Source organism: Alteraurantiacibacter lauratis (assembly GCF_037154155.1).
In the GTDB taxonomy this organism is placed as follows: Bacteria; Pseudomonadota; Alphaproteobacteria; order Sphingomonadales; family Sphingomonadaceae; genus Alteraurantiacibacter; species Alteraurantiacibacter lauratis.
This window is the reverse complement of sequence record NZ_JBANRN010000003.1, coordinates 184,507-207,346: the sequence shown is the minus strand read 5'-3', so window position 1 is coordinate 207,346 and position 22,840 is coordinate 184,507. Positions and strand designations below refer to the sequence as shown.

Annotated in this window: 18 protein-coding genes; 9 read left to right on the top strand and 9 right to left on the bottom strand. The window is 65.1% G+C overall.

The genetic code is table 11. The annotated features are described in order from the left end of the window. Positions 1 to 2: 2 nt before the first annotated feature. From WFP39_RS04780 to WFP39_RS04755, 6 genes are all read right to left on the bottom strand, one after another. Positions 3 to 494 (bottom strand): 2,4'-dihydroxyacetophenone dioxygenase family protein, encoded by a 492-nt coding sequence (locus tag WFP39_RS04780; protein WP_336918000.1) that lies wholly within the window; start codon positions 492 to 494, stop codon positions 3 to 5. Positions 495 to 588: 94 nt separating this feature from the next. After that, the gene (locus WFP39_RS04775; protein WP_336917999.1) at positions 589 to 1,338 is read right to left on the bottom strand and encodes a hypothetical protein; all 750 of its coding nucleotides are present in this window, start codon (positions 1,336 to 1,338) and stop codon (positions 589 to 591) included. Further along, on the bottom strand, positions 1,284 to 2,720 hold the full coding sequence (locus WFP39_RS04770; protein WP_336917998.1) for a glutamate synthase subunit beta: 1,437 nt from the start codon (positions 2,718 to 2,720) through the stop codon (positions 1,284 to 1,286). Before WFP39_RS04770 ends, WFP39_RS04775 begins: the two co-directional genes overlap by 55 nt. 13 nt (positions 2,721 to 2,733) lie before the next feature. Then, a complete protein-coding gene (gltB, locus tag WFP39_RS04765) occupies positions 2,734 to 7,377 on the bottom strand; it encodes a glutamate synthase large subunit (RefSeq protein WP_452039021.1) in 4,644 nt (1,547 codons plus the stop codon). Positions 7,378 to 7,663: 286 nt separating this feature from the next. Further along, positions 7,664 to 9,652: a hypothetical protein gene (locus tag WFP39_RS04760; RefSeq protein ID WP_336917997.1), complete on the bottom strand. Its 1,989-nt coding sequence runs from the start codon at positions 9,650 to 9,652 to the stop codon at positions 7,664 to 7,666. A 39-nt stretch (positions 9,653 to 9,691) separates the two neighbouring features. Next, positions 9,692 to 10,942, bottom strand: a complete 1,251-nt coding sequence (locus WFP39_RS04755) for a TIGR04063 family PEP-CTERM/XrtA system glycosyltransferase (protein WP_336918086.1) — start codon at positions 10,940 to 10,942, stop codon at positions 9,692 to 9,694. A gap of 88 nt (positions 10,943 to 11,030) precedes the next feature. Between WFP39_RS04755 and WFP39_RS04750 the strand changes: the two genes are divergently transcribed. The 3 genes from WFP39_RS04750 (at position 11,031) to WFP39_RS04740 (ending at position 13,237) form a co-directional block, all read left to right on the top strand. Continuing rightward, entirely contained in the window at positions 11,031 to 11,192 is a 162-nt protein-coding gene (locus WFP39_RS04750; RefSeq protein ID WP_336917996.1) for a hypothetical protein, read from the top strand. A 3-nt stretch (positions 11,193 to 11,195) separates the two neighbouring features. Next, entirely contained in the window at positions 11,196 to 12,560 is a 1,365-nt protein-coding gene (locus WFP39_RS04745) for a putative O-glycosylation ligase, exosortase A system-associated (RefSeq protein WP_336917995.1), read from the top strand. A gap of 68 nt (positions 12,561 to 12,628) precedes the next feature. Beyond that, a complete protein-coding gene (locus tag WFP39_RS04740; RefSeq protein ID WP_336918084.1) occupies positions 12,629 to 13,237 on the top strand; it encodes a DUF4126 domain-containing protein in 609 nt (202 codons plus the stop codon). Positions 13,238 to 13,240: 3 nt separating this feature from the next. On the opposite strand, the gene WFP39_RS04735 is transcribed toward WFP39_RS04740, so the two are convergent. Beyond that, positions 13,241 to 14,464, bottom strand: a complete 1,224-nt coding sequence (locus tag WFP39_RS04735; RefSeq protein ID WP_336917994.1) for a polyhydroxyalkanoate depolymerase — start codon at positions 14,462 to 14,464, stop codon at positions 13,241 to 13,243. A 161-nt stretch (positions 14,465 to 14,625) separates the two neighbouring features. Between WFP39_RS04735 and WFP39_RS04730 the strand changes: the two genes are divergently transcribed. From WFP39_RS04730 to WFP39_RS04710, 5 genes are all read left to right on the top strand, one after another. Then, entirely contained in the window at positions 14,626 to 16,413 is a 1,788-nt protein-coding gene (locus tag WFP39_RS04730) for an ABC transporter transmembrane domain-containing protein (RefSeq protein WP_336917993.1), read from the top strand. A gap of 180 nt (positions 16,414 to 16,593) precedes the next feature. After that, entirely contained in the window at positions 16,594 to 18,753 is a 2,160-nt protein-coding gene (locus WFP39_RS04725; protein ID WP_336917992.1) for a M13 family metallopeptidase, read from the top strand. Between the two features lie 62 nt (positions 18,754 to 18,815). Then, positions 18,816 to 19,628 carry an undecaprenyl-diphosphate phosphatase gene (locus WFP39_RS04720; protein WP_336917991.1) on the top strand — a complete coding sequence of 271 codons (813 nt, stop codon included), beginning with the start codon at positions 18,816 to 18,818 and terminating at the stop codon, positions 19,626 to 19,628. Positions 19,629 to 19,703: 75 nt separating this feature from the next. After that, positions 19,704 to 19,973 (top strand): GlsB/YeaQ/YmgE family stress response membrane protein, encoded by a 270-nt coding sequence (locus tag WFP39_RS04715; RefSeq protein WP_336917990.1) that lies wholly within the window; start codon positions 19,704 to 19,706, stop codon positions 19,971 to 19,973. 74 nt (positions 19,974 to 20,047) lie between these two features. Further along, positions 20,048 to 20,284: a hypothetical protein gene (locus WFP39_RS04710; RefSeq protein ID WP_336917989.1), complete on the top strand. Its 237-nt coding sequence runs from the start codon at positions 20,048 to 20,050 to the stop codon at positions 20,282 to 20,284. A 99-nt stretch (positions 20,285 to 20,383) separates the two neighbouring features. Here WFP39_RS04710 and WFP39_RS04705 read toward each other — a convergent pair whose 3' ends face one another. Next, a complete protein-coding gene (locus WFP39_RS04705) occupies positions 20,384 to 20,581 on the bottom strand; it encodes a hypothetical protein (protein WP_336917988.1) in 198 nt (65 codons plus the stop codon). After that, positions 20,578 to 20,853, bottom strand: coding sequence for a hypothetical protein (locus tag WFP39_RS04700; protein WP_336917987.1), 276 nt, complete (start codon positions 20,851 to 20,853; stop codon positions 20,578 to 20,580). Before WFP39_RS04700 ends, WFP39_RS04705 begins: the two co-directional genes overlap by 4 nt. A 121-nt stretch (positions 20,854 to 20,974) precedes the next feature. Between WFP39_RS04700 and recQ the strand changes: the two genes are divergently transcribed. Then, positions 20,975 to 22,777 carry a DNA helicase RecQ gene (gene recQ, locus WFP39_RS04695; protein ID WP_336917986.1) on the top strand — a complete coding sequence of 601 codons (1,803 nt, stop codon included), beginning with the start codon at positions 20,975 to 20,977 and terminating at the stop codon, positions 22,775 to 22,777. Positions 22,778 to 22,840: the final 63 nt, after the last annotated feature.

The window sequence follows — 22,840 nt, the reverse complement described above, 5'->3', positions numbered from 1 at the left end:
GCCTAGACCGCCCGGTATCCCATCGCCCCGCCGGTGGGCACCGATGGCACCGGCACCCCCGCATCACGCAGGCGGCGGCCATATTCCGCGATCACGCTGGCGGCATCGGTGATCGCGACCGGGTTGCCGCCATCGTCCAGATGCAGCAGCGCGCCATAGATCACAAACAGAACATCGGTCTCCCCGTCCGCATCATCCGCCACTTTGAGCGTGTGCGTGCTGCCCGGCGGTTCGAACAGATAGGAGCCTGCGACATTGGCCGGGCTGCCAGGATATTCGAGGTAGGACCATTTGCCTGCCAGCGTATAGGCGTGGACCTCGCCGGTATGTTTGTGCGGGAACACCTGCGTGCCCGGCGCAAAGCCCATGCGCACCGCAAAACGCGCACCCTCCACATCGGCCATCAGCAGTTTGAGGCGGATGGCGGGATCATCCGCCCAGCATTCGGCCCAAGGCAGGCCGTCTGTATCGGCGTGGTAGCTTTCGGGGATCATGCGCGGCCTCTCCTGCCTGTGTTTTGCAGGAGAGTGCCAAAGGCCGGGTGGGGACACAAGCGCGGCCGATACAGGCGGGGCGCAGGCGAGGGGTTCAATTGGGCCGATAACGCACCAGTTCGACGCGGTCTGACCCGTCGTATTCCAGCCACAGGCGATCGCCGTCCAGAATGGCCTGCCAGCCGGTCATGTCGCGCAGCCCCAGATCATTGGGATGCAGCACAAACCGCAGGCCGCCCGCCACTCCTGCCACATCGTAATCGGGCGAATGGATGTCGTGGATGCCCTCTATCAAACGCAGGCTTTGCGGTTCGGCGCACAGCCCGTCCCCGCCCAATCCATCCTCGTTTTCGGGGTAGGGCCAGCCGGTGTCGTGCGTGTAACCCCACGCCACTTCCCCGCCGGCGCAGGTGAGCCGCACCGTCACGCCCTGCAATACCTCGCCGTCCGGCCATGTGACCAGCAGATAGGGCGCATCGGCGGCGGCGTCGCGCTCCATTTGCGCAAAAACGGGGGCAACGGGCAGGGGATCGGTGGCAAAAATGATGCGGTTGCCCGCTTGCGTCCAGGTGCCGGACGAGCGCTCATCCTTGGCCCCCACCGCCAGCTCGAAACCGTAGCTGCCATCATCGCGCAGTTCGAGCTGCATGGCGATTTCGAAGCCGCCGCGCAGGTAATACCGCCCGGCAGCTTCCCCATCCGCTTCCCGCGCCTGCAACGGCGCGCTGATCAGCGTGGCGCCAAGCAGCAGCGCGGCAAGCTGTCGTGCAAGAGCACGCAGCGTGCCTATCAGCGCGGCAGTTCGGATACGCCCATCAGCGCCTCGTCCACGCTGCGCGCGCACTGGCGGCCTTCGCGGATGGCCCAGACGACAAGGCTTTGCCCGCGGCGCATATCGCCGCAGGCCCAGATCTGCGGATCGGAGGTGCGGTAGGTGAGCGTGTCAGCCTTCACATTGCCGCGCTCATCCAGTTCGACACCGCTCTGGTCCACCATCCCGGCCTTGCGCGGGCCGACAAAGCCCATCGCGAGCAGTATCAGATCGGCCTTGAGCACGAATTCGCTGCCCGGCACTTCCTTGAGCTTGCCTTCGCTCCAATCGGCGCGCATGCATTTGAGGCCGGTCACCACGCCGTCCTGGCTCACCACTTCCTTGGTCAGCACGGCCCAGTCGCGGTTCACGCCTTCTTCGTGGCTGGTCGAGGTGCGCAACTTCATCGGCCAATCGGGCCAGGTCAGCAGCTTGTTTTCCTTTTCCGGCGGCTGCGGCATGATTTCGATCTGTGTCACGCTCTTGGCGCCCTGCCGGTTCGATGTGCCCACGCAGTCGCTGCCCGTATCGCCGCCGCCGATCACGATCACATCCTTGCCCGTGGCGACCAGCGTGCCGCGCGGCGCGGCGCGTTCCTCGCTGTCGCCTGCCACGCGCTTGTTCTGCTGGGTCAGGAACTCCATCGCCAGCCGCACGCCAGGAAGTTCCGCGCCGGGGATGTTGAGCATGCGCGCCTCTTCCGCGCCGCCCGCCATGACCACCGCGTCGAAGTTCTCCTTCAACGACTTCATCGACACATCCACGCCCACTTCGGTGGAGGTGCGGATGGTGACGCCTTCGGCCTCCATCTGCACCGCGCGGCGGTTGATGAGGTGCTTCTCCATCTTGAAGTCGGGGATGCCGTAACGCAGCAGGCCGCCGATCCGGTCCGCCTTTTCGAACAGCGTCACCGAATGGCCGGCGCGAGCGAGTTGCTGCGCGCAGGCCATGCCGGCCGGGCCGGAACCCACCACCGCCACGCTCTTGCCCGTCTTTTTCGCCGGGATCTGCGGCTCGATCCAGCCTTCCTTCCACCCGCGATCGACAATCGCGCATTCGATGGATTTGATCGTCACCGGCTGGTCGGTGAGGTTGAGCGTGCAGCTCGCCTCGCACGGGGCGGGGCAAATGCGGCCCGTGAATTCGGGGAAATTGTTGGTCGAATGCAGCACTTCCAGCGCGTTCTTCCAATCCCCTTCATAGACCAGATGGTTCCAGTCCGGGATGATGTTGTTCACCGGGCAGCCGTTGTGGCAGTAGGGAATGCCGCAATTCATGCACCGCGAAGCCTGCGCACGCAGCGCGGGTTCGGGATGCGGGATCACGAATTCCTTGTAATGATGCACCCGCTCCTTGGGATCGGCATAGGCGCGATCCTGGCGGTCGAGTTCGAGAAAACCGGTTTCCTTGCCCATTGTATCGTAACCTTTATTCCGCCGCCACGGAGGCGACGGCCTCGCGCTCGGCTTCGAGCTGCTTGAGCGCGCGTGCATAATCGGTCGGCATGACCTTCACGAACTTGCTCAGCGCCGTGTCCCAGTTGTCGAGCAATTCGGCCGCGCGGGCCGAACCGGTGTGCAGCTTGTGCCGTTCCACCAGAATGCGCAGCCGTTCGGCATCGTGATAGAGCGGGTCGCCCATGCCGAAATCGGTCACGTTAAGCGCGCGCTGCTGCGGGCGGCCGGTGCCTTCATTTGCCGAAGGCGCGGCATCGATGGGCAGCAATTCGACCTGCGCCATGTTGCAGCGGCTGGCAAACGTGCCATCCGGATCATAGACATAGGCGATGCCGCCGCTCATCCCGGCGGCAAAGTTGCGGCCCGTGGGACCCAGCACGCAGACGACGCCGCCGGTCATGTATTCGCAGCCATGGTCGCCCGTGCCTTCGACAACGGCAATCGCGCCCGAATTGCGCACGGCAAAGCGTTCGCCCGCCACGCCGTTGAAATAGGCCTCGCCCGCAATCGCGCCGTACAGCACCGTGTTGCCCACGATGATGTTGGCGGTGGGATCGCGGTCGACGCCCGCTGGCTGGCGCACGATGATGCGGCCGCCCGACAGGCCCTTGCCGACATAGTCATTGGCATCGCCCACCAGATCCAGCGTCAGGCCATGCGCGGCCCATGCGCCAAAGCTCTGCCCGGCCACCCCGGTGAAGTTGATGCGCAGCTGATCGGGCTTGAGGCCCGCATGGCCAAACCGGCGCGCAATCTCGCCCGACAGCATGGTGCCCACCGTGCGGTTGACATTGCGGATCGGGAAATCGAGCACCAGCGTCTCGCCGTACTCCAGCGCCGGACGCGCGGCCTGGATCAGTTCGTTGTCGAGCGCGTTTTCGAGGCCATGGTCCTGCCCTTCGGTGTGGCGCAGTTCTTTGCCCGCGGGCACTTCGATGCGGCGCAGCAGGCGCGACAGGTCGACGCCCTGCGCCTTCCAGTGGCGCTCCACCCGCTTCATGTCGATGCGGTCGACGCGGCCGATCATCTCGTCCAGCGTGCGGAAGCCCATTTCGGCCATGATCTGCCGCAGTTCCTCGGCCACGAAGAAGAAGTAGTTGATCACATGCTCAGGCTGGCCGACGAAACGCGCGCGCAGCACCGGATCCTGCGTTGCCACGCCCACCGGGCAGGTGTTGAGATGGCACTTGCGCATCATGATGCAGCCTGCCGCGATCAGCGGGGCGGTGGCAAAGCCGAACTCGTCCGCGCCCAGCAGCGCTCCGATGGCGACATCGCGCCCGGTGCGCAGCCCGCCATCGACCTGCACCGCAATACGGCTGCGCAGATCGTTGAGAAGCAGCGTCTGCTGCGTTTCGGCGAGGCCGATTTCCCAAGGGGAACCCGCATGGGTGAGCGAGGTCAAGGGCGATGCGCCGGTGCCGCCTTCGTAACCCGAAATGGTCACATGGTCGGCGCGCGCCTTGGACACGCCCGCAGCCACCGTCCCCACGCCCACTTCGGACACCAGCTTCACCGAAATGCGCGCGGTGGGCTGGACGTTCTTCAGGTCGTGGATCAGCTGCGCGAGATCCTCGATCGAATAGATATCGTGGTGCGGCGGGGGCGAGATGAGGCCCACGCCCGGCGTCGAGTGGCGGGTCGCGCCGATGGTCTTGTCCACCTTGTGCCCCGGCAACTGGCCGCCCTCGCCGGGCTTTGCGCCCTGCGCCATCTTGATCTGGATGTCGTCCGAATTGACGAGATATTCGGTGGTCACGCCAAAGCGGCCCGATGCGACCTGCTTGATCGCCGAACGCATCGAATCGCCGTTTTCCATCGGCTTGAAACGCGCCGGATCCTCGCCGCCTTCGCCGGTGTTCGATTTGCCGCCGATGCGGTTCATCGCCACGGCCAGCGTGGTGTGCGCTTCCCAGCTGATCGAGCCATAGCTCATCGCGCCGGTGGCAAAGCGCTTCACGATTTCGCTCGCGGGCTCAACCTCGCTGATGTCGAGCGGCTTTTCCGCCTTCTTCAGCTCCATCAGGCCGCGTATCGTCAGCAGCCGTTCGGACTGTTCGTTGATCGAACGGGCAAAGGCCTCGTAATCGGCCCATTTGTTGCCGCGCACCGCGTGTTGCACATGGGCGATATTGGTGGGCGTCCACGCGTGATCCTCGCCGCGCAGGCGATACTGGTAGATCCCGCCGACATCGAGCATGTTGCGGTAGATCGGGTTGTTGCCCCACGCGGCCTGATGGCGGCGCACGGTTTCTTCCGCGACCTGGGCAAGGCCGATGCCTTCGATCGTGGTGGCGGTGCCGGTGAAATACTGATCGATGAACGCGCTGGACAGGCCCACCGCGTCAAAGATCTGCGCGCCGCAATAGGACTGGTAAGTCGAAATGCCCATCTTGGACATGACCTTGAGGATGCCCTTGCCGATCGCCTTGATGTAGTTCTTCTGCACCTGTTCGGGCGCCAGTTCAGGGTGCTTGTCCACCCGGATCGCTTCGAGCGTCTCAAAGGCGAGATAGGGGTTGATCGCCTCTGCCCCGTAACCCGCCAGCACGCAGAAATGGTGCACTTCGCGTGCTTCGCCGGTTTCGACGACAAGCCCGGTCTGCATACGCAGGCCCTGCCGCACCAGATGGTGGTGCACGGCAGCGGTCGCCAGCAGCGCGGGCATGGGGATGCGCGAGGGGCTGGCCGCGCGGTCCGACAGGATCAAGATGTTGTGATCCTGCAAGACCGCCTCGGTCGCGGCCCAGCACATTTCCTTGATCGCCGCCTCAAGCCCGTCGGCCCCGGTTTCGGCATCCCACGTCATGTCGATGGTGGCAGTGCGGAACGCGCCGTCGAGGCTGGCTTCGACCGAGCGGATCTTTTCCATGTCCTTGTTGGTCAGGATTGGCTGCTCGACTTCCAGCCGCTTGTGCGTGCCGGCATCCATGCCCAGCAGATTGGGGCGCGGGCCGATCATCGACAGCAGGCTCATCACCAGTTCCTCGCGGATCGGGTCGATCGGCGGATTGGTGACCTGGGCGAAGTTCTGCTTGAAATAATCGTAGAGCAGGCGGCTGCGGTTGGACAGCACGGCGATGGGCGTGTCGGTGCCCATCGAGCCGATAGGATCATCCGCATTCACCGCCATGGGTTCGAGGAACTTGGCGATGTCTTCCTGCGTGTAGCCAAAGGCCTGCTGCCGGTCGAGCAGCGTTTCGTCCGACTGGCGCACGGCTTCGCTGGAGGTTTCGATCGCCTCCAGATCCTTCAGCTTGTACTGGGCCTTCTGCAGCCATTCCTCGTAAGGCTGGGCATTGGCGAGGCTGGCCTTCAATTCCTCGTCCTCGATAATGCGGCCTTCTTCCATGTCGATCAGCAGCATCTTGCCGGGTTGCAGGCGCCACTTGCGCACGATGTCCTTTTCATCGAACGGCAGCACACCGCTTTCGGAGGCGAGGCACACGAGGTCATCCTTGGTCACGCAGAACCGCGCGGGCCTGAGGCCGTTGCGATCCAGCGTGGCGCCGATCTGGCGGCCATCGGTGAAGGCAACAGCAGCGGGGCCGTCCCACGGTTCCATCAGCGCGGCGTGGTATTCGTAGAAGGCGCGGCGCTTGGGCTCCATCTGCGGGTTCCCGGCCCAGGCTTCGGGCATCAGGATCATCATCGCATGGGCCAGCGGATAACCGCCCGCCACCAGCAGTTCGAGCGCGTTGTCGAGGCTGGCCGTGTCGGATTGGCCGTGCGGCACGATCGGCCACAGCTTGTCCATATCCGCGCCCAGCAGCTCGCTTTCCATCGTGCGGCGGCGCGCATTCATCCAGTTGGTATTGCCGCGCACCGTGTTGATTTCGCCGTTATGCGCGATGAAGCGGAACGGATGCGCCAGCCGCCAGCTGGGGAAGGTGTTGGTCGAAAACCGCTGGTGCACAAGGCCCAGTGCCGACTGGCAATCGGGGTTCTGCAGGTCTTCGTAGAAGCTGCCCACCTGCGTTGCCAGCAGCAGGCCCTTATAGACCATGGTGCGGCTGGAGAAGCTGGGCATGTACAGCTGCGTCAGGCCGGGCAGATTGTGCTTTTCGGCCAGCGCGGCGAGCGGGTTCTGCGTTTGCTTGCGGATCACCACCAGCTTGCGTTCGAACGCATCCTGATCGGCGCAATTCTCGCCGCGCGCGACGAAGCACTGGCGGATGACGGGCATCGATTCGAGCACCGTCTTGCCCAGCCCGGCGGTGTTCACCGGCACATCGCGCCAGCCGATCAGGCGCTGGCCTTCCTTGGCGATGAACTTTTCAAAGGTGGCGACCACGAAATCGCGCGCTGCCTCGTCCTGCGGCAGGAAGCACATGGCCACGGCATAATCACCCGGCTGCGGCAGCTTCAGGCCTTCGCCTTCGGCCCATTTGCGCAGCAGCAGGTCGGGCAATTGAATCAGGATACCCGCGCCATCGCCCAGCAGCGGGTCTGCACCCACGGCCCCGCGGTGATCGAGGTTCTTCAGAATCTCCAGCGCCTGGGTCACGATGGCGTGCGATTTCTGGCCTTTGATGTGGGCAATCAGGCCCACGCCACAGGCATCATGTTCGTTGCGCGGATCGTAGAGGCCCTGGGGTGCTGGCAGTTCGTTCAACTTGTCGGTCCCTGTCTCAGGCCAAGGTTTGCAGCGCCCCGTTGCCGCATGTAGCAGGCAGCGATGCGCGACTCACCCGGCATGGGTGCTTGTCATAAATGTCGCGAGATTTCCCCATGGCGACACTAATGTGTTTTGGCAAGATTGCAGGCAGGGCAATTTCCGCCCGTTCGCCATGCGGGTGCGCCTTTACGGATAGGGCCGGTGCACCCCTTGGACCATTGACGGTATCGGGTGGCAAGGCCCAGGGGGCAGGGAAGCGGGCGTGGTGCGGCTCTGCTTGGCTTCAGGCCGCGCCGCTCATCCGCTGGAGATTGAGCAGCGCCTCGCGCAGCGCGCGGTCCTGCGCTTCCTGATCGGCGGCGGACAGGCCGGCAGCGGCCCTCTCGCCAGTGCCGGCAGTAACCGGCGCTTCGGCGGGGAACACCACTGCGGGTTGGGCATCGCCAGGGTCGCCCGCTTCGGGCTCGTCCTCGATCCGCACGAAGGTCTGGCGGGGCGCGGCAAAGGGGTTCACCGGCGCTGTCTCGCCATCGTTCGGCATGGTGCCGGGCGCAACGCCGAGATTGAGCGTGAAGCTGGCGGCGAGTTCGGGCAGGTCCTCGTCTTCCTCCTCCTCGTCGATATCGATATGCGCAAAGCCATCGAGCGCGCGGCCGGGAAACGCTTGGAACGGCGGCGGGGGCATGTGATCGGACGGGCCGGTTTCGTACGTTTCATCCCGTTCGTTCCCCTGTTTCTCCCCGTGTTCATCCTCGTCCAGCGGCTTGAATACCTGGCGCGGCGCAGCGGCAGCGGGCTCGATCGCAACCGGGGCGGCTTGGGCGCTTTCGGGCGGCATCGCCGCGTCATCGTGCGACGGGGCAGGCCGGTTGAACCATGCCGCCATGGCCTCTGCGGCCTCGTCGGGTGCGACAGCGTCAACATCGTCGAGCAGCGGATTGGCGGCCGGCGCGGGTGCGCTGGCACCAGCCACGGCATCGCGCCGGGCAGCCTGCGCAGCGCGTTCCGCCAGCAGCGCGCGGCGCCTCTCAATCGAGGAGCCGAGGCGCTGCGCCAGTTGCACCAGGCCCAGTTCGTCGAGCGCATCATGCGTGGCGGTAGCGGGTGAGGGTGTTTCCGGCTCGCCTTCGGGTGCGGCCTCGGTGTGCGGAGCGAAGGGGGCGGCGGGGGCCGGGTAAGCGTCTTCCGCGTCGGCTCCGCCTGCATCCGAGACGAAATGAGGGGCCAGGAACTGGCTGTGATCGATCAGATCGGATGTTTCGTCGTCCATTTCCAGCTCCCTTTCATCGCTCCCGAATTGCGCCGGGGCCTCGCCGAAAATCTGAGGCGGAGCGCTGGCGTGGTGCGGTTCCGCTTCGTCCCAGGCGATGGCGACGGTCGGGCATTCCGCCGGAGTGGGATTGAAATGGAATTCCTGCCGGGCCGCGCCAAGCGGCGTGGCGGCGCCGGCATATGGCCGGGCAAGGGGGGGGTCTGTTTCGGCATGGTGGGCATTTGCGCCGAAACCGGGCTCGGTGAATCCGGGTTCGGTCAAGGCAGCCTTGCTGGAGGGGGCCTCATTGGACAGGGGGATTGGCGCGTCGGGCAAAGCCACATCCGGCTTGGCCTCGTCTTCCTGCGCCATTTCGACCAGGGCAAGATCGAGTTCGTCGAGATCATCAGTCTCGTCTGCATGTGCATCCTCTGGACGCCATCCTGTCAGCCCACTCGCGTGCACGGCCTCGCGCATGGAGGAGGGGATGGCGCCGCTATGCGAAGAGGGCAGCGGGGCAAATTCGAGGAAGGTGCTTGGCCCTTCCTCCTCCTCGATCGCCAGCGCACGGCGCCCGCGCTGAGGGGTGCCGGTCAGTTGGCGGCCATCCAGCCCCTCGCTGCCCAGCTCGTCGAGCGCCGAGATCGGCGGGGGCATGACAGGCGCGCCATCGGTTCCAGCCACGGTTTGTGCGGCGCGGCGCAGCGCAGGTTCGGCGCGGTGCGCCTCGGCCACCTTGCGCGCGATGAACAAGCCCACCAGCGCGCCGCCCACGGTAAAGCCCAGCGCCATCAGCAGCCTTGCTGTAAATCCCAGCGGCGGCGCGGCAGGCGGGAATAGCGATGCAAGGCCGGTGGCCACGCTGATGCGTTCGATCAGCGGCACGGGCACCACCAGGCTGCCAATGCCCAGCAAGGCGGCAAACCACAGCGCCACGATGAACGGGAAAGCGGGATGCGTGCTGATCGGCGGCTTTGCCGTTTTGCCCTTCACCCGCTTTTCATCTGCCAGACTTGCCACGCATTTGTCCTGTTATTGCCGCCCCTTGCCCCGCCCCGTTCAGGCGGCGGTGCTCAGGCCATCCTGATTGCGGCGTAACAGGCTTTGGTAAACGTCTTGATAACGCTGAACGTTGCGTGCCCAATCGTGACGGGCGGCAACATGGGCGCGTGCCGCCTGGCGCATCGCCCCCCACTCGGCGCGTGCGTCGAGCAGATCGGCCAGCGCGGCGGCGCATTGCGCCGGGTTGTCTGCCGGAAACAGCGTGCCGGTAACACCGTGCTCCATCAATTCGCGGTGCCCGCCCACATTGCTTGCCGCCACCAGCTTGCCCTGCGCCATCGCTTCAAGCGGCTTCAAGGGCGTGACCAGATCGGTCAGGCGGCTGGCCTTGCGCGGATAGGCCATGATGTCGGCCAGCGCGTAATAGCGCTCGACCTGATCGTGCGGCACACGCCCGACAAAGCGGATCGCGTATGCGGCAGGACTTGCCTGCGCCTGCGCTTGAAGTGCGTCTGCCATCGGCCCGCCGCCCACCAGCAGCAGCCGCGCATCGGGATGGCGGGTGATCAGGGCAGGCATGGCGGCGATCAGATCGTCCAGCCCTTCGTAATCATAGAAGCTGCCGATGAAGCCGATCACCGGGCCAGCATCGGGGCCATCGCCCAAACCCAGCTCTGCCGCCAGCGCCCCGTCGCGCGGCGCGGGCGTGCCGAACAGCGCCAGATCGACGCCATTGGGCATGATCGACAGCTTGCCTGCGGGAACGCCGCGCGCGACAAGATCATCGTTCAGACCTTGGCAGATCGTCACCACCCGGTCGGCGCCTGCCACCACGTGGTTTTCCAGCGCGCGGATGAGGCGATATTTGAGCGAGCCTTCCTGCCCTGTCCCGTTGCCGACGGCGGCATCTTCCCAGAAGGCGCGGATTTCGTACACCACGGGCAGGCCCAGCTTTCTTCCCGCACGCAGCGCCGCCAGCCCGCACAATGCGGGCGAATGGGCGTGCAGGATGTCGGGCCGCCAATCCTTTGCCAATTCGCCGATCGCATCGGCCAGCAGGCCCGCCTCGCGCCATTCGCGGATTGCCGGCGGGCCGCCGACATCGCCGCGCGTCCGGGTGAAATGCAGCCCCTCGGCCTCCTCCGCATCCGGGCCTGCCGCCGTATGGCGCAGCCCCGTAATCCCGCGCACCTGCCAGCCCAGCGCCTCCTGCGCTTTCAGTATCGCGCGCGTGCGGAAGGTATAGCCGCTGTGCATGGGCAGCGAGTGATCGAGGACGTGCAGGATGCGAGGCGTGTTCGGGGGCATGGGCCAAGCTGTTGCCACGGCTTTGCTTAACGCCGCGTCAATTCCTCTACGGTAGGGCGTTGACGCTGCAATTGCCGAGAGCCTTTTCGTGGTCGATATCTTCACCCTTGCCCTGACGCATGGCCTGATGGCCTTTGCCGCATGGCGCCTGATCCAGCGCGACGAGCTGGACGAGGAGGGCGAGGCTGCGCCGCGTTCGCGCTGGGCCAAGAAACGCGGCCCCGCGCCCGCGCCGGATGCGGATAGCTGAGCGGTGCTCAAGGATCTGTTCCTTCTCGGCTTTATCGGCCTCTTGCTGCTGCTAGGGCTGAAGCGTCCGTTTATCTGGGTGCTCGCCTATATCTATATCGACATTGTCGCGCCGCAGAAGATCGGCTGGGGTCTGATCCAGAGCTTCCAGCTCTCGCTCATCACCTTTGTCGCCGCGTTTGCGGGCTGGTTGCTGCTCGACAGCAAAGTCGGGTCGCGCTTCACCTTCCGCCAGGCGCTGATCCTCGTGCTGCTCGCGTGGTGCGGGATGACCACGCTGGGGGCCGAGTTTCAGGATTCGGCCTGGGCGAAATGGGACTGGGTATGGAAAGCGCTGATCTTTGCCGCTTTCCTGCCGCTCACCCTGCGCACCAAATTGCGGATCGAGGCGGCGGTGACCTTCATCGTGCTGGCGGTGGGCACGATTGCCATCAATGGCGGGATCAAGACCGTATTCGGCGGCGGCGGCTATGGCGAATTGCGCCTTCTGGCAGACGAGAATTCGGGCATGTACGAAGGCTCGATCATTTCCACCGTCGCCATCGCCACCATTCCGCTGGCGCTGTGGGTGGCGCGGCATACAAGCATTTTCCCGCGCCACTGGACCACATGGGCCTTTACCGCAGGGCTGGTTTTCGCCTGTCTGCTGATCCCGGTCGGCACATCGGCGCGCACGGGCCTGATCTGTATTCTGGTGCTGTTCGTGTTGCTGCTGCGATCGGTGCGGTATCGCTTCCTCTATGCAGGCGCGGCAAGCCTTGCGATGATGGCGGCGGTGCCATTCCTGCCGCAGGAATATGTCGAGCGGATGGAGACGATCGTCGGCTTTCGCGGCGACCAGTCGGCTTCCACAAGGCTGGTGGTGTGGCAATGGACGATCGATTACGCCAAGGAACATCCGCTGGGCGGCGGCTTTGACGCCTACCGCGCCAACAGCTTCACCTACAACACCGTGGTGACGACCGGCGAAGGCGCCATGCGCCGCGTGGAATACCGCGAGGTGACCGAGACGGCGCGGGCCTACCACTCGTCCTATTTCGAGCTGCTGGGCGAACAGGGCTATTTCGGGCTCGCCGTCTGGCTGCTGCTGCAGGGGCTGGGCGTGTGGCACATGGAAAGCCTGCGCCGCCGTTTCCGCCGCCGCGATGGCGATAACCGCAGCTGGCAATGGGGCCTCGCCACCGCGCTGCAACAGGCGCATCTGGTCTATCTGGTGGGTGCGGTCTTCGTCGGCATTGCCTATCAGCCGTTCCTGTTCATGCTGGTGGGCTTGCAATGCGCGTTGTGGAGCTATGTGCAGCGGGTGGAGGGGCGCGAATGGCGCGCCAAGCTGACGGGCAAGCCCCGGCCATCGCCGGCCATGGCCTGATCGCCACTCGCTGATCGACAGGGGGGCCTGCGTGGGTGTAGCCTGCCGCAATGGACGCGCCGCAAACCATTGGCATTGTCGAGATTCTGGGCATTGCCACCAGTGCCAGCCTGCTGGCGGGGTGGCGGCTTTATCTGGTGATTTTGGCCACCGGCATTGCCATGCGCAGCGGCGTGGTGCCCTTGCCCGAACATCTTTCCGGCCTTGGCGTGCTGGCCAATCCGTGGATCATGGGGCTGGCGGCGGTGGGCGCGCTGGCCGAGTTTCTGGCCGACAAGGTGATGTGGATCGACAGCCTGTGGGACGGGGTGCACACATTCGTGCGGCCGTTGGGCGGGGCGCTGGTGGCGCTGGCGATTGTCGATCCCGGCGATCCGGTCTTGCAAGTGACCGCCTTCCTGCTGGGTGGGGGTGGGGCGTTGCTGGCGCATGGCGGCAAGGCCAGCGCGCGCGCCGTGGTCAATACCAGCCCCGAACCGGTCAGCAATGTGGCGGTGTCGAGCGCTGAGGATGTGGCGACGCTGGGCCTGATCTGGCTGGCTTACGAATATCCGGTGGCAAGCGCCGTTGTCGCGCTGATCGTGCTGGGGGCGTGCCTGTGGCTGTTGCTGCTGGCGCGGCGGGTGCTGAAACGGCTGTTCTGGCGCGTGCCCGAAGTTCCGCCGCCCGCAGCTTGACCGTTAACGCGCATTGGCGCGGATCCAGTCTTCCACCACCGGTGCGATCTTGTTCCGCCATTTGGACCCGTTGAAGATGCCGTAATGGCCCACATCCTTGGCGAGGTGGTATTTCTTCATCGTATCGGGCAGATGCGGGGCGAGGCCCAGCGCGGCCTTGGTCTGTCCGATGCCGGAAATGTCGTCCTTCTCCCCCTCGATCGCGAGCAGCGCGGTATCGCGGATCGCATCGGGATCGATCGCCTTGTCGCGGTGGACGAACTTGCCGCGTGGCAGGCTGTGTTCCTGAAACACGTGGTGGATTGTCTGGAGGTAGAATTCCGCCGTCATGTCGCAGACCGACAGATATTCGTCGTAGAACTTGCGCGTTGCCTCGGCGCTTTCATGGTCGCCCAGCGTCAGGTGCTGGAACATCTGGTAATGGCTCTGCATGTGGCTTTCGAGGTTCATCGAAATGAAGCCGGCCAGTTGCAGGAAGCCGGGATACACCTTGCGCCCCGCACCCGGATAGGTGAACGGCACGGTGGCGATCACATTGTTGGCAAACCAGCTCAGCGGCCGGTTCACCGCCACATCGTTGACCGAAGTCGGGCTGGCGCGGGTATCGATCGGGCCGCCCATCATGGTGAGGCTGGCGGGCCGATAGGGATCGCCCGCTGCGCCCATCACCGCAGCGGCGACAAAGGCAGGCACCGAAGGCTGGCACACCGCCAGCATGTGGGTGCCTTCGCCGATGAAATGCAGGAATTCGATCAGGTAATCGATGTAATCGTCGAGATCGAACAGTCCCCTATCCAGCGGCACCATCTTGGCATCGGCCCAATCGGTGATCCATACCTCCTGGTTCTGCACCATGCGCGCTACCGTGCCGCGCAGCAACGTGGCGTAGTGCCCGCTCATCGGGGCGACGATCAGCAATTTGGGCGCATCGGCGGGCAAGCCTTCGCGGCGGAAATGGCGCAGACTGCCGAAGGGCTTTTCGAACACCACATCTTCGTGAACGGGGAACAATTCGCCGCCCACCTCGACCGCATCGATGCCGAAGGCGGGCTTGCCGCGTTCCTCATACACATGGGCAAACACTTTCAGCGCGCTCGCCATGGCGGGGCCAAGGCCGAAATAGCCCATCGGCAAGGCGGGGTTGGATAGCAGATTCGCGCCCACCTGTGCCCAGGTGCTGGCGGCGTTCATCATCTGCCGGTGCATTTCATAGGCGGAATAAAGCATGGCGACCCCCGGCTGCGACCCATCGGATCGAATCTGTTGATATTTTAGGACATGGTGCGTTGCCGCACAAAGCGCAATTCCCGGTTCGGATTGGGGGGCACAGATTTTGTCCATCCGCGCCCTTCATTCCTTGCGCCAGATGGGCTAGGCGCGTGGCCGATATGGCCAGCCGCGCATCGCCCGACACTGTGAAACCCGCCGACAGCCTCGGCCCGTTGGCGATGATTTTCCGCGCGGCGGCGCGCTATCGCGGGCTCATCGCGCTGGCGGGGCTGGCGCTGGTCATCACCGCCAGCGCGACGCTGGCGATCCCCGCCTATTTCCGCGGTGTAATCGATTCCGGCTTTGCCGCCGGGGCCGATCCGGCAGAGATCAATCTGTGGTTCCGCCGCCTCTTCCTGGTGGCGATGGTGCTGGCCGTGGGCACAGCCTGCCGATTCTATTTCGTCAGCCTGCTGGGCGAACGGGTGGTGGCCGACATCCGGCTGGCGGTGCAGGAGAACCTGCTGCGCCTCTCGCCCGGCTTTTTCGAGGAAAACTCGCCGTCCGAAATCTCCACCCGCATGACTGCCGACACCGCGCAGATCGAACATGTGGTGGGCACAACCATCTCGGTCGCGCTGCGCAACGCCATCCTGGCGGTGGGCGGGCTTGGCTACATGATCTACCTTGCCCCCAGCCTCACCCTGTTGATGGTGGTGGCGATCCCGCTGGTGATCGGGCCGATTGCCATATTCGGCCGCCGCGTGCGCAAGGCCAGCCGTGAAAGCCAGGATCGCATCGCCACCGTGGGCGCGCGCATCACCGAAGTGCTGGGCGCAATGAAGATCGTCCAGGGCTTCAACCAGGAAGCCCGCGAACTGGCCCGTTTCGCCGGCGATGTGGAGGATACCTTCGCCGCCGCGCGCACGCGCATCCTGATCCGTTCGGTGATGACCGCCACGGCCATCGCGCTGATTTTCGGCGCGCTGACCTTCATCATGTGGCGCGGGGCGATGATGGTGGCCGACGGCACGCTGAGCGGTGGAACGATTGCCGCCTTTGTCTTTACCGGCCTGATCGTGGCAGGCGCCTTCGGCGCGCTGACCGAGGTGTATGGCGATCTGCTGCGCGGTGCGGGCGCGGCCAGCCGCCTCAACGAATTGCTGAGCGAGACGCCCGCGATTGCGCCGCCCGCCCGCCCTGTGCCGCTGCCCGTGCCGCCGCGCGGGGCCATCGCGTTCGACAATGTCACTTTCAGCTATCCCACGCGGCCCGGCGAAAAGGCGATCGAGGGCTTCACGCTAACGGTGGAGCCGGGCGAGACTGTGGCGATTGTCGGCCCGTCAGGCGCGGGCAAGAGCACGATCTTCCAGCTGGCCGAGCGGTTCTACGACCCGCAGGCGGGCACGGTGAAGATCGACGGCGTGCCGCTGACACAGGCCGACCCTGCCGAAATTCGCCGCCGCATGGCGCTGGTGCCGCAGGAAGGCGTGCTGTTCGCCGCCAATGCCCGCGACAATCTGCGGTATGGCGCATGGGATGCCAGCGAAGACGCGATTTGGGATGCGGCGCGTGCGGCCAATGCCGAAAAGTTCCTGCGCGACCTGCCCGAAGGCCTCGATACCTTCCTTGGCGAAGGCGGAGCGCGGCTGTCGGGCGGGCAGCGGCAACGCATGGCGATTGCCCGCGCACTGCTGCGCGATGCGCCGATCCTGCTGCTGGACGAGGCGACCAGCGCGCTCGATGCCGAAAGCGAGCGGCTGGTGCAGCAGGCGCTCGAACGGCTGATGGAAAACCGCACCACGCTGGTGATCGCGCACCGCCTTGCCACGGTGCGCGCGGCCGACCGGATCGTGGTGATGGATGGCGGACGCATCGTGGAAGAAGGCGATCACGGCGCGCTGATGGCCAAAGGCGGCCTCTACGCCCGCCTCGCCTCGCTGCAATTCACCGATCAGGCGGCCTGAGGTTTTCGACCAATCCACCGCCTTCGGGCCTGCTTGCCCGTTGCGGGGGCCGCTGATATTCGACGAAGTAACAACTGAAACCGACAAGCGGCATTTGCCTGCCGCGCGCCTCGGCTACAGCTTCGTTTTGCATTTGCCACAGCCTGTGCGCCTGCCGCGCAGCGCTTTCAGGGGTTACACATGATCCGTCGCCTTCTTGCTACCGGCCTCTCCACGCTCGCTCTGGCTGTTTCCCTGCCCGTTCTGGCGCATGAGGATGCGTCTGTTCCTGCGGCTGCGGATACGCCGACTGCCGCCTCGCAGACCGTCTCCATAGCGCCCACCATGACCTTTGGCACCTGGGGCGTGGACCTGACGCAGATCGATCCTTCGGCGCGGCCGGGCGCGGATTTCAACGCTTATGTCAACGGCCGCTGGACGGCGAATACCGAGATTCCGGCCGATCTTTCGCGCTATGGCGCGTTTGATTTCCTGCGCGAGGCGGCGGTGGCCGATGTGGAAGCACTGGTGGCCGAACTGGTCGCATCCAACCCCGCGCCGGGCACGCAGGCCCGCCGGCTGGTCGATGCCTATCAGGCCTTTCTGGATCAGGACGCGATTGACGCAGCCGGGATGGCGCCGGCTTACCCCTTCCTGACCGAAATCTACACCGCATCCGATCTGGACGCACTGGTGCGCCTGTTCGCCCGCCCCGGAATGCCCGCGATGGTTTCGGCCAGCGTGACAATCGACGATATGGACCCCAATGCCCACGCGGTCGAAATCGGCTTTGGCGGGATGGGTCTGCCCGATCGCAAATACTACCTCGACGATACCGAACAGAACCTGGCGACCCGTGCGGCCTACCGCGAATACCTTGCCTTCATGCTGGGGCAGGCGGGCTATGCCGATCCGCAGGCGGCGGCAGAAGCGGTCTATGATTTCGAGCGGCGCGTGGCGGTGATCGAATGGGACCAGCAGATGATGCGTATCCCGGAACTGACCTATAACGAGTTGAGCCGCGCCGAACTGGCTGCGCTTGCCCCGGCCTTTCCGGTGGACGCCCTGCTCGACAGCAGCGAACTGGGCCATGTGCAGCGTTTCCTCGCCTCGCAACTTCTGCCCACGGACGAGGAAGTGGCCGCGCTGGAGCTGACCGAGGCGCAACTGGCTCTGATGGGCGGCGGCCTGCCCGCCATGATGCAGATGGTCGCGGACGAACCGCTGGAAACGCTGAAGGCGTGGATGGCGGTGCGCTTTCTCGCGTCCTACGCGCCGGTTCTGCCTTCGGCCATCGACACCGCGCATTTCGATTTCTTCGGGCGGTTCCTGAACGGCCAGACCGAACAGCGCCCGCGTTGGAAGCGCGCGATCAGCGAGATCGAGGGGATGCTGGGCGAGCAATTGGGCGCGCTGTATGTCGAACGGCATTTCCCGCCCCAAAGCAAGGCGATGATGGACGAGCTCGTCGCCAATCTCTTCCGGGCAATGGAACTGAGTCTGGCGGAAAACGACTGGATGACGCCTGCCACGGTGGAGGAAGCGAAGGCCAAGCTGGCGTCCTTCACCTCGATGATCGGCTATCCCGACCAGTTCAAGACCTATGACGGGCTGGAGATCACACCCGGCGCGCCGCTGGCCAACCGGATGAGCGCCGCCGCCTGGCGCCGCGCCGATTCGCTCGCCCGGCTCGACAAGCCGGTAGACCGCACGGAATGGCTGATGCTGCCGCAGACGGTGAACGCCTATTACATGCCCCCGTTCAACCAGATCGTGTTCCCTGCCGCGATCCTGCAACAGCCCTTTTTCGGCCCCGGCAACGACCCGGCGGTGAATTACGGCGCGATCGGCGCGGTGATCGGGCACGAGATCGGCCACGGCTTTGACGATTCGGGCTCGCGCTATGATGGCACGGGCACGCTGCGCAATTGGTGGCAACCCGAAGATCTGGCCGGTTTCCGCGCGCGCACGCAAAGTCTGGTCGGCCTGCTCCAGCAATATTGCATCGACGATGGACAGGTGTGCCTGACCAGCCGCGGGCTTGGCGAAACGCTGGGCGATGTGGTGGGGCTGCAAATGGCCTACCGCGCCTATCGCCTGTCGCTGGACGGGGCGGAAGCGCCGGTGATCGACGGGCTTACCGGCGACCAGCGCTTTTTCCTCGGCTTTGCGCAGGTGTGGCGCGGCAAATACCGCGAACAGGCGCTGCGTGCACAGATGATCGGCGGCAGCCCGCACCCGCCGGGCGATTTCCGCCTGAACAACGCGGTGCGCCATGTGGATGCGTGGTACGAGGCTTTTGGCGTCACCCCGGACGATCCGCTCTATCTGCCGCCCGAAGAGCGCGTGAAGATCTGGTAATTGCGCGGGAATACAGGCGGGCGGCTTGACGAAAGCCCCCGCCATGCCGCATCGCAGCAGCAATGGACACGACCCTCACCGCAATCCTTCTCGGCATTGTCGAGGGGCTGACCGAATTCCTCCCTGTCTCCTCCACCGGCCACCTCATTCTGGCATCGGAAATGTTCGGCTATGACGCGGCCGAATGGGCGATGTTCAATGTGGTGATCCAGCTCGGCGCGATACTGGCGGTGGTGTATCAGTATTGGGGCACGTTCTGGAACGCAGGGATGGGCGTGCTGCGGCTGGAACCGGCGGGCCTGCGCTTTGCGCGCAATATCCTGATTGCCTTCATGCCCAGCGCTGTGCTGGGCCTGGTGTTCAAGGATTATATTGATGTGATGCTCGGCAGTCCGGAATTGGTCGGCTGGGCGCTGATTCTGGGCGGGATGGCCATTATCGCAATCGAGAAGATCGCCAAGCCGGGCGAGGAAGTGGCGGTCAGCGACTTGCCGCTGAAGCAGGTGATCGGCATCGGAATTGCGCAATGCACGGCGATGATCCCCGGCGTCAGCCGGTCGGGCGCCACGATCATGGGTGCGCTCGCCATGGGCGTGAACCGCAAGACCGCGGCAGAGTTCTCCTTCTTTCTTGCCGTACCCACGATGATCGGGGCGACCGCGCTGGAGCTTTTCCAGAACGGGGACGATCTGATGGATGGCACAACCCGCATCGGCTGGAGCGAGATTGCGATCGGATTCGCCGTCAGCTTCATCGTGGCGCTGATCGTGATTCGGCTGTTCGTCGCCTATGTCAGCCGGCACGGCTTCACGCCCTTTGCCTGGTATCGCATCGTGATCGGCGCGGTGGCGCTGATCTGGCTGACAATGCGGTAACAGGCGCGGCGGGAAGAACGGAACAAGCATCTATCCGCCGCGTTTTACCGGAATGACGCAGCGGAACTTTCCATCATGGGGCTGATTTTCCTCATCCTGCTCGGCCTGGTGCTGGGATGGTTGGCGACGATCATCCTGCAGACAGGGCAGACGCGGAACCTTTTGGTGAACCTTGCCAGCGGGGTAGGCGGGGCAATTCTCGCTGGAATAGTCATCAACCCGTTGATCGGATTGGGGAATATCCTGCGCGGGGCCTACAGCGTGGAAGCGCTGCTGGTGTCTTTTGCTGGGGCATTTTTTCTACTGTTCGCAGTTAATCTGTTGCAGCGCGGCGAAATGCGCTAAGCAGCGCGGCGAAGGGGTGCTTGCCCCTTCGATGGGTGGCGCAAATCGCCCTGGTTTATTGAAGGGGAAAACACATGAAGAAGATCGTTGCTGTCGCTGCTGCTGCCGTGCTGACCATGGGCCTGGCTGCCTGCGCTTCGGAAGAAGCTGCTGAAGAAGCTCCCGTGGAAGAGCCCGCGATGGAAGAAGCTGCTCCGGCTGAAGCCGCTCCGGCTGAAGCTGCTCCGACTGAAGCTGCTCCGGTTGAAGGCGCCATGGAAGAAGCTGCTCCGGCTGAAGCCGCTCCGGCTGAAGCTGCTCCGGCTCAGTAAGCTGCTGCTGCCTGCACCTTTCGGGGTGCAGCACAGGATCAGGGCCGGTTCCGCACCGCGCGGGGCCGGCCCTTTCCTATTTTGCGGAGCAGTGCCCGATCATGGCGCGGGGTTTTCCGGCGTTTCCGGCTCCTCCAGCGCTTCGGCGGGCAGGCGCTGCTGGTCGAGCATTTCCGCCGCTTCGTCCAGCGCACGCGCTTCGCCCACGCTCACCCCGCCGGGGCCGGGATCGGTGTCGGCTGCGCCGCACGCCGCCAGCACCAGGCAGGCAGCCAGCGGGGCAAGGGCGCGGATCACTCGGCCGCCGGGGCGGCGGGAGCGTCGGCCGCAACCATGGCTTCGGCTTCTGCCGCCGCATCAGCTGCTTCGCCTTCTGTCGCGGCGGCGCCTTCCACCAGCGCCGCCTCGTCCGCCACCGGGGCAGGCGTGCCGGCCAGGCTCTCATCGGCAGGCAGTTCAACATTGTCGGCCAGCGCATCTTCCGACGCGTCAGTGGCGGAACCGCAGGCGGCCAGCGCCAGAGCCAGCGGAGCGCTGAAGGCGAGGCGGACGGCGAATGTGGTCTTCATTGTGGCATACTCCTGTAATGGGCGTGCCATCTCAATAGCCCAGCGCTGCGCACAAGAAAATCGCCGATAACGGCCAGTTGCACGGTTTCGGCCCTGCGCCGGCTGTGCCAAGCGGGGCGGCATGGATTCCCCGATCTCCCCTGCCACGCAAATGGACGAGGCGCGCGCCGCTCTGCGCCGGATTTTCGGCTTTGACAGCTTTCGCGGGGTGCAGGAACAGGTGGTGGCGCGTGTGCTGGGCGGGCAATCGACGCTGGCCGTCATGCCCACCGGCGCGGGCAAGTCGCTGACCTACCAATTGCCCGCCGCGCTGCTGGATGGGACATGCGTCGTCATCTCCCCGCTGATCGCGCTGATGCATGACCAGCTGCGCAGCGCGCGCGCCAACGGCATTGCCGCCGCTGCGCTGACCAGCGCGGATGCCGACTGGCGCGAGACGGCGGACGCGTTCTGCAATGGCGCGCTCGACCTGCTCTATGTTGCGCCCGAACGCGCCAGCCAGCCGGGCTTTCGCGATCTGCTCAATCGCGGCCGGGTGGCGCTGTTCGCGGTGGACGAGGCGCATTGCGTATCCGAATGGGGGCATGATTTCCGCCCCGATTACCGCCTGCTGCGCCCGCTGATGGACGGCTTTCCGGGTGCCGCACGCCTTGCCCTGACCGCCACCGCCGATGCGCATACCCGCGCCGATATTCTGGAACAGCTGGGCATTCCCGCCGAAGGCATGGTGGTGGCGGGGTTTGATCGGCCCAATATCCGCTATGCCATTCGCCACCGGCAATCGGTGCCCGCGCAATTGGCGCAGCTGATGGAGGAGGAGCCGGGGCCGGGCATCATCTATGCCCCCACGCGCCGCAAGGTGGAGGAACTGGCCGCGCAGCTGGAACGCGCCACGGGCCGCGAAGTGCGCCCCTATCACGCCGGTCTTCCGGCAGAGGAGCGCGCGGAAAACCAGGCAGCTTTCGTGGCGAGCGAGGATATGGTGATGGTCGCCACCATCGCCTTTGGCATGGGCATCGACAAGCCCGATGTCCGCTTTGTCGCCCATGCGGGCATCCCCAAATCGATCGAAGCCTATTACCAGGAAACCGGCCGCGCGGGGCGCGATGGCGATCCGGCGCTGGCGGTGATGTTCTGGGGCGCGGGCGATTTCGTCGCGGCGCGCCAGCGTGTTGCCGAGGTGGAGGAGGCGCGCCAGCAGGGGGAGCGCAAGCGGCTCGATGCGCTGGCGGCGCTGGTCGAAACGCCGCAATGCCGCCGGGCGCTGCTGCTGCGCCATTTTGGCGAGGAACCGCCGCAATCCTGCGGCAATTGCGACAACTGCCTCGACCCGCCCGCCATGATCGATGCCACCGAACTGGCGCGCAAGTTGCTCTCCGCCGTGTATCGCACCGGGCAGAGTTTTGGCTTTGGTCATGTCCAGAAAGTGCTGACCGGCGTGAGCGACGAACGGGTCACTGCACGCGGGCATGACCGGCTGTCGGTCTTCGGCATTGTCGGCGCGGACGAGGCGCCGCTGTTGCAGCCGCTGGTGCGCACACTTCAGGCACGCGGCACTCTGGTGGCGACCGAGCATGGGGGGCTCGCGCTGGGCGGCGATGCGCGCGCGATCCTGAAAGGCGAGATGCCGGTGGCGATTGCGCGCACGGCAGAGCGGGCTGCCCGCAAAGGTCGGCGCGCGTCCCCCGGCGCGGCGGCAAACCCGGTGGGCAATCCGCTGTTCGAGGCGCTGCGCGCCTTGCGCCGCGAACTGGCGCAGGAAGCGGGCGTGCCCCCTTTCGTGATTTTCCACGATGCCACCTTGCGCGAAATCGCTTTGGCGCGCCCCTCTACCCTGACGGAGCTGGGCGCGCTGCCCGGCATCGGCGCGCGCAAGCTGGAAGCCTATGGCAGGCAGTTCCTCGCGGTAATCCGTGCCTACTGACCGATTCCGCTTGCCTAGCCGCTCCGGTTAGATAAATATGATATCATATTAGTATCAATCGCA